Genomic DNA, 12680 nt, shown 5'->3' on the forward strand with positions numbered 1-12680 from the left:
AGCGTGCGCTCAGCGCGCCAATTCGTGTTTTCGCCTGGCTTTGACCTGTCGCAAGCTTCGCCAAGGCCAGTTTGCATAGACTGCCCGGTTCGAAAACATTTTTCCGCCCGCTTCGCGTCCCCGCAAGCCCGGGCCGGATCACTCCATGGCGCAAATCAGTAAATCCCCGGAGCTCTTGCTGCCGGCCGGTGACCTCGACCGTATGCGGGCCGCCTTCGACTTCGGCGCCGATGCCGTCTACGCCGGCCAGCCACGCTATTCGCTGCGTGCCCGTAACAACGACTTCAAGCTGGAGAACCTGCGCACCGGCATCGCCGAGGCCCATGCACGCGGTAAAAAATTCCTCGTCGCCAGCAACATCCTGCCGCATAACGACAAACTCAAGCGCTATCTGGCCGATATGGCGCCGGTCGTCGAGATGAAGCCCGACGCGCTGATCATGGCCGATCCGGGCTTGATCATGATGGTGCGCGAGCGCTGGCCGGATTTACCCATCCACTTGTCGGTGCAGGCCAATACGGTCAACTTCGCCGGCGTCAAGTTCTGGCAGAAGCAGGGTTTGAAGCGGGTCATTCTGTCGCGTGAGCTGAGTCTGGACGAGGTGGCGCAGATCCGCCAAGAATGCCCGGACATGGAGTTGGAGGTGTTTGTGCACGGTGCGCTTTGCATCGCATACTCGGGCCGCTGCCTGCTGTCGGGCTACTTCAATCACCGCGACGCCAATCAGGGCACCTGCACCAACGCCTGCCGCTGGGATTACAAACTGGGCGACGCGTTCGAGGACGAGGCCGGCCAGGCGCAAGCGATCAAGTTCGACTTCCACAAGGCGGTGGAACAAGCCGACCGGGACTTCTCGGCCGCCGGCGGCACCGAGCGGCACCCGCTGGCCGACCAGACTTATCTGATCGAAGAGTCGCAGCGCCCCGGTGAGTTGATGCCTATCCAGGAGGACGAGCATGGCACTTACATCATGAACTCCAAGGACCTGCGCGCGGTCGAACATGTGCAGCGTCTGGTCGAGATCGGCGTCGATTCGCTGAAGATCGAGGGCCGCACCAAGAGCCGCTATTACGTCTCGCGCGCGGCACAGGTTTACCGACGGGCGATCGATGATGCGGTGGCCGGTCGCAGTTTCGACCCAACGCTGCTGGCCGAGCTGGACGGCCTGTCCAACCGCGGCTACACCAGCGGCTTCTACCAGCGCCATCGCAGCCAGGACACGCAGAACTATCTGGATGGGCACTCCAAGGCGAGGCGCAGCCAATATGTCGGCGAGGTGCGTAGCATCGATGCGCAGGGCTGGGCCGATATCGAGGTGAAAAACCGCTTCGAGGTCGGCGACAGACTGGAGATCATTCATCCCAGCGGTAACGAGATACTTGAGTTGACCGAGATGCGCGGCAAAGACGGCGAGCCGGTGATGGCGGCGGCGGGCAATGGGGTGGCGGTGTCGATACGGTTGCCGGCGCGTTACCAGGGGGCCTTGATCGCGCGGCTATTGACCTAAGCTGCGTTGTCTGGGCCAAAAGTGGCGCCCATTCCGTTTCAATTTGGCCACCTATTGGGATCGAACGTGTGGGCACTCGGCTCGACTCAAACATGGCCGCATGTTCCGAGTCATGCTGTCCAGCCGAAGCGGGTTCAGTAAGCACAAATAGGGTCCGTCTCTCAGTTGCTGCTTTGTGCCCATTGCTGTCGCCCATCGCGCGAGATCGCCGGACACTGGAAGGCTGGCGGCGGTCGTTGAGTTTCGGCGGCCCAATGGCCGCTGGATTCAATACCGGCCTTTGAGCAAGTCAAAGGGCCAACGTCTGATGTACAACCCTTAGTGGGCATTTGCAACGATGGTTCTCAGCCTAAGTCATCTCGAGCCAAGAAGCGACCGAAGCAAATGATATTTGGGAGAGGTGCCCGTCTGAATCCTGAGGCAATCGCGGCTTCACCAATACGTACTAAACGGTCGGCTTTGCTTACATGGAAAGAACGTGGATACAGTCCACGCTCAAGGTGTGCATGCCATCGCTACTCGCATGGGCGCCAACGTCTCCCTAAACGCCGCCAGCAGCTCAGTCTTCATTGCGTCGCGCGAGAGGTGCTCCTCTGCCGCCAGCGCGGCCCATTCGACGCCTACGCTTATCACAACACCTACGGCTGCGCCGACGACCGCTCCAGCCGCCGTCCCCACGACCGGGATCACTGAACCCGTTGCCATGCCAACTCCCGTGGATACCGTGATCGAGGCCGCCTTTTTAGCGGCGAACTTCGCGAGCACCTTGGCCGCCGCCTTCATCGACCCCTTCGTAAGCGCCTTGGCTGCAACCTTGCCAACCACAACACCCGCAGCTAGGCCGACCCCGAGACCACCTGCAGTTCTTAGGTGAGACGATTCGCGCTCCTTTGCTGCAAGAGTCTGCGCAATCGACTCGTGGCGCACCACCTTGCACGCGCGCTCGTCGAGCACAAGCACGTTGTCGCCCAGTATGCTTTGAACCTTGTCAGGCAGAGCATCGCGCGTGCTTGCCTGGATTCGGCTACCGACCTGCGCGCGTGCTAAAGCTTCGGCCAGCCCGGGCGCCGATTTAAGCGTCTTCGTCAATTGATCCGACAGCATCTGTTCAGAACTGCCTGTCAGCATCATCACCGTTCTCATCCACTCCGCCTGAAGGCTGAAGTACCAGTCCAAATACTTTTCGACAGCCTTCTCTGCCGCTCCCTGGGCCGAATCGAGCTCCGCACAGGCGCTCGCCTGTGCATGCTCGGCCTTGGCCGAGGCCTCTGTCATGGCCTTGGTGATTGAGGCCACCGTTCCCAACTTGTAAACCTTGCCGTCGATGGCCTCGCAATCCATGAGTTGGCGAACTGCGAGCGGACTGTCTCCGCCCACGAGCGCATGCTCCACACGCGCAGCAAACTGGAAGAGAATTAGCAGGAGCACAACGATGACTGCCGCATGGGCTCCAGCTCCCACAGGCGTGATCGGAGGTGGCACTTCGGCTGCGCTAGGGCCCGGTGAACAGGTGCGTCGCACCTCCGCCACCGGAAGTGCCAAGCCCTTCAAAGCCAAAGAAGCGAACACGACCGTGGCCAGCGGTGCCGTCATCACGCCGAGGGCAATATGCCAGTCTGGCGTCTGTGACAGCGCATTGGCTAAGTCCAGCGCCGCCGTTGCCCAAGCCATGGCATCAGCCGCATATCGGGCCGAAGCTGCCGGGGCGTGCCTCCAGGGCGCTTGCAGTAGCTCGACGCGTTCAAGTAGGCCGCCCTGAGCGGCGTCAGGCGCCATCACTCCAAGTCCGACCCATCCCAGTATGTAAATAAGCACTACAGCCCATCCAGCCGGCTTTAACATCGCTTGTGCTGCGTACGGCGCGCCTTTGAACTGCGGCCTGACCAGCCCTTCAAAACTAAAACGCGCGATCACGAAAACGATCGGCATCAAGATCAAAAGCACCCAGTCACGCCGGCCGAATGAAGCGCAGTGGAGAATCGACAGAAATGCGGCAAACACGGCGAACCCTGCGGCGAAAACTTTTCGCAACACGAGACGACTGCCGATCCAATGGAGTACGTGGCCGGGCTGGAACTGATGCAGGGATAGCAGGCAGCGCACCACCGCTAGATGCCATAGCGCGAGTACCGCAGGCACCGCTAATATCAGTGCTAGGGCAAGCAGCCAGCCCGCGTTTAGTTCAGGAGCTTGAACCGCCGCCGCTGCGAGCAAGGCCAAGAATAGATATGCGCGACCAAGGAATGCCGCCGCTCTACCCATGCGGCTGGGCCCAGAGCAAGAAGCATTGTGATCAACTTCGCTCACTGGCTGGCGCTTGGAGCGGCGATAGAGGTCCAGACCGGTTGCATGGTTGGCATCGCTGGCCTTCCCATGTTTGTCATTAATTGAATCAATAGTATGGGGCGAAGTAATGTGACCATCGACCACAGTCTACGTGGTCGATGCCGCCAAAGCGGGCAAAAATGCAATCGCAGCGCGCACTTCGTTGCCGATCCTCCCTGGCATCGAATGACTCGACCTGGCCGGGAGCGTGAGGTCGCTCCATCGCCAACAAGCCGCCGTTGGCCAAAACGGTCGACGAGCGAAACTTCAGCTATGCGCCGTTCCTTCGAGCTCTCGACCTCACGCGGTCCACGCCATTTCGGTGGCACCGCCCATTTGGCAGTTCAATGTCCAACGTTGACCTTAGACCCCCGCTAAGTTGCAATTTCCCACTGTGATGCCAAGGGTATCTGCCCCCCCCCCATTCAATGGGGCCGGTCAGCCTGCAACTAAAGCGTTAGGCCCTAGACTCCCCCGAACAAAAATAGTTAGGGAGAAGTCGATGCGTGCACGATCTATTTGTCGCCACATGATTCGTTCGGTGGCGACAGCCGCTGCGCTTGTAGTGCTAGCCGGGACGGTAAATGCAATTCCCGTTGCTTGGGTAGGCACTAACAATGGATCTTGGGACGCTGCAGGAAATTGGAGCAATGGGATCCCAGGCTTAGCTGACGATGCAAATCTTGGCGCGTTTGATACATTTTTTGGATCAGGCTCGATCTCTGTGCGCTCGTTTTCAGGCAGCGGGCGACTTTCCTTTGCCGGCGGTGTGCTGCAGAACTCGGAAGCCTCGGCAATCGGGGCACTGGCGTTTTCAGGAGGCGCCATCATGGGTGCCGGCGCGCTGAACGTCAGCGGCCCCAGCACCTGGACCGGCGGCTCAATGAACGGCACCGGCACGACCACCTTTACGGGTGAGCTCGCGCTGCTTGGCTACGGCCGGTACGCCACCGCCAATCAGCGCAGCATTGACTTCGCCGGCACGACCAGTTTGGACGGCGGCACGCTCTTCGCCGTGAACGGCGCCGTCCTGACCAACACCGGAACCTTCGTTGACAACGGTAGCAGCACCTACCGCAATTCAATCGGTGGGACTGCGGACTCGAAGTTCGTCAACGCGGGCACGTACAGCAAGGTCGGGGCCGGGTACAGCGACATTGGCATCGCGTTTGAAAACAAAGGCACGCTCAATGTCAATGCTGGTGTGCTGGGCCTGACCGCCAGTAGCAGCATCACCGGCGGCCTCAATATTGCCTCTGGCGCCACCTTGGTCTACGGCGGCGGAGTGCATGAACTTGGCGGTTTGACGGTTGCTAGTGGCAACGGCGGCCTACAAATTGGTGGCAACGCTCTGGTCAACACCAAAGGCTCCAATACCTTCACGGGACTACTTGAGGTCTACCCAGGTGCGCTCAATCTTGGCGGCACCTTCAACGCGACCACGCTCAATCTAGCCGGAGGCGCCATCATGGGTGCCGGCGCGCTGAACGTCAGCGGCCCCAGCACCTGGACCGGCGGCTCAATGAACGGCACCGGCACGACCACCTTTACGGGTGAGCTCGCGCTGCTTGGCTACGGCCGGTACGCCACCGCCAATCAGCGCAGCATTGACTTCGCCGGCACGACCAGTTTGGACGGCGGCACGCTCTTCGCCGTGAACGGCGCCGTCCTGACCAACACCGGAACCTTCGTTGACAACGGTAGCAGCACCTACCGCAATTCAATCGGTGGGACTGCGGACTCGAAGTTCGTCAACGCGGGCACGTACAGCAAGGTCGGGGCCGGGTACAGCGACATTGGCATCGCGTTTGAAAACAAAGGCACGCTCAATGTCAATGCTGGTGTGCTGGGCCTGACCGCCAGTAGCAGCATCACCGGCGGCCTCAATATTGCCTCTGGCGCCACCTTGGTCTACGGCGGCGGAGTGCATGAACTTGGCGGTTTGACGGTTGCTAGTGGCAACGGCGGCCTACAAATTGGTGGCAACGCTCTGGTCAACACCAAAGGCTCCAATACCTTCACGGGACTACTTGAGGTCTACCCAGGTGCGCTCAATCTTGGCGGCACCTTCAACGCGACCACGCTCAATCTAGCCGGAGGCGCCATCATGGGTGCCGGCGCGCTGAACGTCAGCGGCCCCAGCACCTGGACCGGCGGCTCAATGAACGGCACCGGCACGACCACCTTTACGGGTGAGCTCGCGCTGCTTGGCTACGGCCGGTACGCCACCGCCAATCAGCGCAGCATTGACTTCGCCGGCACGACCAGTTTGGACGGCGGCACGCTCTTCGCCGTGAACGGCGCCGTCCTGACCAACACCGGAACCTTCGTTGACAACGGTAGCAGCACCTACCGCAATTCAATCGGTGGGACTGCGGACTCGAAGTTCGTCAACGCGGGCACGTACAGCAAGGTCGGGGCCGGGTACAGCGACATTGGCATCGCGTTTGAAAACAAAGGCACGCTCAATGTCAATGCTGGTGTGCTAGGCCTCACCGGTCCAGCAACCAATTTTGGCGTAGTCTCTGTTTCTGCAAACAGCCAAGTGTTGGGTAGTGATTATTCGCAGGCCAGTGGAACCACTAAAGTCGACGGAAGCCTCCGCGCTAGCAGCATTCATATCGATGGCGGAAACGTGCAAGGCAGCGGAACGATAGAGGCCGCAAACATTGTCATTGGTAGTGCCGCGACCGTGGCGCCCGGCGAATCGCCTGGTACTTTGACGATGGTGGGCAATGTGTTGTTTGGCGGAACTTTAAATCTGGAGCTTGCCTCAGCATCGAGCTTTGACGTCTTGAAAGTGCTTGGTCTTCTCAAGTTTGACGCGGGCGCGCGAATCAATCTCATGCTGGCCCTTGGGCTTGATGACGACTCTTATCACTTTGATTTTCTTGAAGCAACTTCAATGGAAGGCTTCGATAAGGTTAGTTTGGAATTCGCTGCAGGCTCAAACAAGCACTATGAGGCGCAGCTTACCCAGTCCTGCCAAACATTGAATGCGCTGTGTCACCTCCAATTGTTGCTGACACTGTCAGACGCAAATGGAGGCGATGTTCCAGAGCCCGATACTTTGGCGCTGCTCGTTCTTGCACTTGTTGGACTTGCCTATACAAGAAGGCAAGTTAGCCGTCGATTGACTGACTTGGCCTGATTCGAATCCTTCGAAAACTGGCTACATATCGCCGAACGAAGCCAAGGCCAGTTGTGCTCCGGTAGCCCAGTCTCAAATACACCACCTATTCACTAGAAAAAATGACGATTTCGAAAACGCAAGCCTGGATGTTGAGCCTCGCAGCATTGGTTATCGCAGGATCACAAGGGCTTACTGCCTATCAAAGCATGCGCCAACATGCAGCGCCAGAATTGGTCACGGCTTACCATGCCATCTCATTGCTGAATGGCCAAGTCTATTTCGGGCGTATTGAGGCACTTGGGACCGACTACACCGTCCTGCGCGATGTGTTCTACATCCAGAGCAGGGTGGTCAATGCGGAGACCAAAGAAGTTGCTAACACGATGATCAAGCGTGGCGGTGAATGGCATGGTCCCGACCGAATGATCATCAACCGGCAACAGATTATGGTGATCGAACCGGTGAAGCCAGAGTCACAAATTGCTAAGCTGATTGCGGAACAAAGCAAAGCCGATAAGTAAGACTGGGATAGGTTGGGCCTCTCAAGTGATGTTCGATTTTTCTAGGCACCTGAACTTTAAGCGCGTCAATCCAAGAACGCCCTTTCGCCGCCGGCCCCTCTGGGTCGGTTCCGCCCTTCGACGGTTCGAACAACAGGCATTTAGCGGCGCCTTATACAGGCTGCGTGGTTTGCCACGCCTAGGATGACCGCAGTTCACCCGAGACCGGACGTTGACGGAACCAGCATTGGGGCAGGCGAGTGACTGCTGAGTGGTCGACAACGTGAATCCGCCTCACAACTGCCAACGACCGTAGCCGTTGGGGCATTGCCCTACAACCCACTACTTCGAACTTCGGCAATGGGCACCTTGGAGCCGTTCAGATCTCTTGAAACCAGATCGCCAACACCGACTTTCGGCTGGCGTAGCCACATCGGCGTGGGTGGCCATTTTGAATCGGAATACTGGGCTACGTTGAATCGGAAAAGGTGGCCAAATCGACCGGAGTACGGACTAACTAAGCTTTCAAAAACTCCGCCTTAGCCCCCAACCAACGTTCCACCTGTCTGCGCGCCGCCTGCGGGTGTTTATCCAGTAACTGCGGCGCCAAGCGGCGGGCGGCTTGCAGCAGCACCGAGTCCTCCTGCAGGTCGGCGAAGCGTAAAAGCTCGGCGCCGCTTTGGCGCGCGCCCATGAACTCACCCGGCCCGCGGATGTCGAGGTCGCGCCTTGCAATCTCGAAGCCATCATTGGTCTCGGCCATCGCCTTCAGCCGCGACTTGCCGGTGTCCGACAGCGGCCCGGTGTAGAGCAGCACGCAGACACTCGCGACCGCGCCGCGCCCGACCCGGCCGCGCAGCTGGTGCAACTGGCTGAGGCCAAAGCGTTCGGCATGTTCGATCACCATCAGGCTGGCGTTCGGCACATCGACGCCGACCTCGATCACCGTCGTCGCCACCAGCACGCTGATGCGCCCGGCCGTGAACTCGGCCATCACGGCGGCCTTGTCGGCCGGCGTCATGCGACCATGTAGCAAGCCGACCACGTAACCGTCCAGCGCGGCGGACAGCTCGGCATGCGTCTCGGTCGCGTTGTTCAGATCCAGCGTCTCGGACTCTTCGATCAGCGGGCAGACCCAGTAGACCTGTGCGGCCTTGTTGACCACTTCATCGCGGATCTTCTCGATCACATTGAAGCGCTTGCTGTCGGCGAACACCTTGGTGACGATGGGCGTGCGCCCCGGCGGCAGCTCGTCGATGGTGGACACCGCCAAGTCGGCGAAATAAGTCATCGCCAAGGTGCGCGGAATCGGCGTCGCGCTCATCATCAGCAGATGCGGCTCCAGGTCCATCGCAGCGAGCTTCTTGCGCAAGGCCAGCCGCTGGGCAACGCCGAAGCGGTGCTGCTCGTCGATGATGGCCAGGCCCAGCCTGGCGAACTTCACCTTGTCTTCGATCACCGCATGGGTGCCGATGACCAGCTGCGCGGAGCCATCGGCGGCCGCGTCCAGCATCTTCTGCCTGGCCTTGCCCTTGACGCTGCCGGTCAGCCAAGCGACCTTCAGCCCCAGCGGCTCCAGCCAGCCGACCAGCTTCTTGAAATGCTGCTCGGCCAGGATTTCGGTCGGCGCCATCAGCGCGCATTGCCAGCCCGCGTCGATGGCGACCGCCGCGGCTAGCGCCGCCACCACCGTCTTGCCGGAACCGACATCGCCTTGCAAGAGCCTGTGCATCGGTTGTGGCAATGCCAGCTCCTGCGCGATCTCCTCGCTGACGCGCTGCTGCGCGCCGGTCAAGCCAAAGGGCAGCACCGCCAGCAACTGCTCATGCAAGCCGCCGCGTTTGGCCATCAGGGCGGGCGCCTTCAACAATGCCCGCTCGCGCTGCGCCTGCATCTGGCTGATTTGCTGGGCCAGCAATTCCTCGAACTTGAGGCGCTGCCAGGCCGGGTGGCTGTGATCTTCCAGCGTCGACAGGCGCGCTTGCGGCGGCGGGTGGTGCAAAAAGTTCAGCGCGTCGCGCAGCGCGGGCAGGGTGGGCGGCACCACCCCGGCGGGCAGCAGCTCGCCCAGGTCGGCGCGACTCAGGCCCGAGGCGATCGCGCGGCGCAGATAGGCCTGCGGCAGGCCGTTGCTGGCCGGGTAGACCGGCGTCAGCGCGGTGGCCAGTGCCGCGCCTTCGACGACCGCCTTGAAGGTCGGGTGCACCATCTCGCGACCAAAGAAGCCATGGCGTAACTCGCCGCGCACGCGGATGCGGGCGCCGACCGCCATGGTCTTCTGATGTGAAGGATAGAAATGTATGAAGCGCAACAACAGTTCGGCGCCGCTTTCATCGCTGATCTTGACCAGCAACACACGCCGGCCGCGCGTCTCGATCCGGCATTCCAGCACCTCGCCCTCGCATTGCACCGCCTCGCCCTCGTGCGAGCGCGCCTCGGCGATCGGCGTGATGCGGGTCTCGTCCTCGTAGCGCATCGGCAGATGCAGGGCCAGATCGATGTCGCGCAGCAGGCCGAGTTTTTCCATCGCCTTTTGCGGCGCGGATTTGGGCTTGTTGGCGGCGCTGGTTTCTTTTCGATCGGCCTCGGGCATGGGCGGCATTCTGCCTTGGCGCGAGGCGCGCGCCGCGCGCATTCGCTTTGACTGTAGTTACCCTCTCCCCCATTTGGGTGGGCTGCGACCCAGCCGACCCTCCCTACAATCCGCACCGAAATCGGTCATCGAATCGATCCATGAACTTTCAAGAAGAACCATCAGGGAGGGTTGAAAATGAAATATACAAGTCAAGTCTTGGCCATCACGGTCTTGGTGTCCAGCCTGTTGAGCGCCTGTGGCGGCGGCAGTGAGGGCAGCACGCCGGTCGAGCCGCCAACGCCGGTCACACCGGCCACGGTGATCCCGGAGACGTTGTCGATCAAGGCCGCGGCCAGTGCCGATGTCGGTAGCGCGGCCAGTTTTGATAACAGTGCTGCCGCACTGACTGGCTTGAAGTTTGCCTGGTCCTTTGGTGACGGCGCCAGCAGCACCGAGCCGGCTCCAAAGCATGAGTTCGCCAAAGTGGGCGACTATGACGTCACGCTCAAGGTCAGCAACGAGGCGGGCAGCTCCAAGGAGTTGAAATTCCGCGTTAGCGTCAACAACCGGACGCATGTCAAGGGCTTGGCCTGTACCGGCGCTGCGGATAGCGGTTGGTGCTGGCAGATGCCAAAACCGAGCGGCAATGACCGTGCGGACCTCTTCTTCCTGGACAGCAAGACAGCCTGGTCGGTCGGATCTAATGGCGAGATTCTCAAGTCCAGCGATGGCGCCAAGACATGGGTCGGCCAAGTTTCGGGACTGCGGACCCGCTTGACATCGATTCGTTTTGCCGACGCCAACAATGGGTGGGCCGTGGGCGAATATGGCGCCGTGCTGCGCACCGTTGATGGTGGCGCTAACTGGGTCTTGCAGGCTTCTTGGTCGAGGCAGGATTCTCCTTACCCGAACAGCAATTCCTTGTCCCTGTCGGTCATCAATGCCACGACGGCGGTGATTGTGGGCGACGATTTCATCACCGCCAGCAGCGACGGTGGCGCCACTTGGGCGCAGCGCAAACTGCGGCTCGATCGTATTGATGCCGACGGTGCGATCTGGAGTCGCAGCGAAGACAAGCTCTTCAAGTCGACCGATCTGGGCAAGACGCAGGTCGAGCTGCTGGCCAAACTGAACTACAGCACCTCCGGCTCGATCACCATGGGCAAGTCGGGAGTTTTGCTGAGCGAGGGCGTGCAGAGTTATGACTATGAAACCGGCAGGTCCACGTACAAACTCAATCTGCGTCGCAGCCAGGATGCCGGTCTGACATGGGAGCGCTTTGATGCGCAGGGCTTGCCGGCCATTGGTTATTTCACGGTTCAAAAAATCGTCTTTACCGACGCCTTGAATGGCATCTTGAGCCTGGTCGGGAATGACACTTCCTTGTACACGACGAGCGATGGCGGCCGCAATTGGCAAGCGATGGTGTTTGCCTTGAACGCCAGTTCCTATCAAAGCCAACTGAGCCTATTGCCCAGCGGGGCGATTTACCGCGCGGTCAGTGACAGCACAAACAACAGTTTCAAGCGCGATTTCAGCGAGGATCTCGGGCGGACTTGGCGCGAAATCCAGTTGCCGGGCAATGGCTACGAAGTGAGCGGTTTGCGCAAGGTCGGCGCCAAGACTTGGGCGCTCAAACATGCCTATTTCGGCCTTGAATACATCAGCAGCGACGATATGCTGACTTGGCGACTGGCGGTCGGCAAGGAGGCTCAGTTCGCCCAGAGTTCCTTCATCGCGACTTGGTTCTTTGACGCCAAACGAGCCTTGGCCATCAGTGCGGCCGGGGAGTTGCTGGAGACCAGTAACGGCGGTCTTGACTGGACGGTCAAACTGAAGGATTTAGTGAAACCGGACTACTGGAATCAGGTTCGCTTCCAGTTCCTTTCTGCTACCAAGGGTTGGCTCTTGGCCGCTGACGGCAAGGTCTATCGCAGTATTGATGCCGGCGCGACTTGGGCGTCGCCCTTGAGTGGCACGGCCAAGATCAGCCAATTCCAATTTATCGATGAGAACAAGGGCTATGCCTTATCGACCGAGTTGCGACCCGGCAGCTTTTATCCCACGCCTGTTTTGTTGACTTCGATTGACGCCGGTCAGAGTTGGGCGAAAGTGGCCGATTTTGTCGAAGGGATCAACAGCATCCATTTCGCCAACGCCAAGCAGGGCGTGGCGGTCGGCAATGGCGGGCGCATCGTCAGCACACAAGATGGCGGGCTGACTTGGCAGAGCAGGTTCAGTGGCACGGGCTCCGAGCTCCGCCGGGTCGTCTTCGTCGATGCCACGACGGTTTGGGCAATCGGAGCCAACGGTACCGTGCTGCAGTCGCGGGACGCCGGCCAGACTTGGTCAATAAGCATGCAGGGTGACGCCGTGCAGTTGCAGGACATCCAGTTTTTGGACGCACAGCGGGGCTGGGTGGTCGGCAGTGCTGGCGCCATTTTGAGCACCCAGGATGGCGGCAAGACCTGGCAGCGCATCTACTCGGGCACCCAGAAGACGCTGAATCAAGTGTTCTTTGTCGACCCTCGCACCGGCTGGGTGTCCGGTGAAGATGGCAGTTTGTTGGCGACTGGAACCGGCGGCATTTGAGGACAGTCAACCGAGGCTAAGCAAGTTCGGCACCCAAAAAAGAAGGCC

General features: G+C 60.1%; 6 protein-coding genes. 4 read left to right on the plus strand and 2 right to left on the minus strand.

The window, feature by feature from the left end:
- Positions 1–145: 145 nt before the first annotated feature.
- A complete protein-coding gene (gene trhP / locus LNV07_RS06485) occupies positions 146–1507 on the plus strand; it encodes a prephenate-dependent tRNA uridine(34) hydroxylase TrhP (RefSeq protein ID WP_263570365.1) in 1362 nt (453 codons plus the stop codon).
- Positions 1508–2002: 495 nt separating this feature from the next.
- Here trhP and LNV07_RS06490 read toward each other — a convergent pair whose 3' ends face one another.
- On the minus strand, positions 2003–3727 hold the full coding sequence (locus tag LNV07_RS06490; protein WP_263570366.1) for a hypothetical protein: 1725 nt from the start codon (positions 3725–3727) through the stop codon (positions 2003–2005).
- Between the two features lie 829 nt (positions 3728–4556).
- On the opposite strand from LNV07_RS06490, the gene LNV07_RS06495 reads away from it, so the two are divergent.
- On the plus strand, positions 4557–6983 hold the full coding sequence (locus tag LNV07_RS06495) for a beta strand repeat-containing protein (RefSeq protein WP_263570367.1): 2427 nt from the start codon (positions 4557–4559) through the stop codon (positions 6981–6983).
- Between the two features lie 101 nt (positions 6984–7084).
- Entirely contained in the window at positions 7085–7486 is a 402-nt protein-coding gene (locus LNV07_RS06500) for a hypothetical protein (RefSeq protein WP_263570368.1), read from the plus strand.
- Positions 7487–7982: 496 nt separating this feature from the next.
- On the opposite strand, the gene recG is transcribed toward LNV07_RS06500, so the two are convergent.
- Positions 7983–10058 carry an ATP-dependent DNA helicase RecG gene (recG, locus tag LNV07_RS06505; protein WP_263570369.1) on the minus strand — a complete coding sequence of 692 codons (2076 nt, stop codon included), beginning with the start codon at positions 10056–10058 and terminating at the stop codon, positions 7983–7985.
- A 177-nt stretch (positions 10059–10235) separates the two neighbouring features.
- Between recG and LNV07_RS06510 the strand changes: the two genes are divergently transcribed.
- The gene (locus LNV07_RS06510) at positions 10236–12632 is read left to right on the plus strand and encodes a YCF48-related protein (protein WP_263570370.1); all 2397 of its coding nucleotides are present in this window, start codon (positions 10236–10238) and stop codon (positions 12630–12632) included.
- Positions 12633–12680 lie beyond the last annotated feature (48 nt).

The sequence above is a fragment of the Roseateles oligotrophus genome, assembly GCF_025717515.1.
Classification (GTDB): Bacteria; Pseudomonadota; Gammaproteobacteria; order Burkholderiales; family Burkholderiaceae_C; genus Paucibacter_A; species Paucibacter_A oligotrophus.

Excerpts from the sequence above, each read along its gene's own strand:
- trhP (WP_263570365.1), top strand. The coding sequence starts at position 146 with ATGGCGCAAATCAGTAAATCCCCGGAGCTCTTGCTGCCGGCCGGTGAC.
- LNV07_RS06510 (WP_263570370.1), top strand. The coding sequence starts at position 10,236 with ATGAAATATACAAGTCAAGTCTTGGCCATCACGGTCTTGGTGTCCAGC.
- LNV07_RS06500 (WP_263570368.1), top strand. The coding sequence starts at position 7,085 with ATGACGATTTCGAAAACGCAAGCCTGGATGTTGAGCCTCGCAGCATTG.
- recG (WP_263570369.1), bottom strand. The coding sequence starts at position 10,058 with ATGCCCGAGGCCGATCGAAAAGAAACCAGCGCCGCCAACAAGCCCAAA.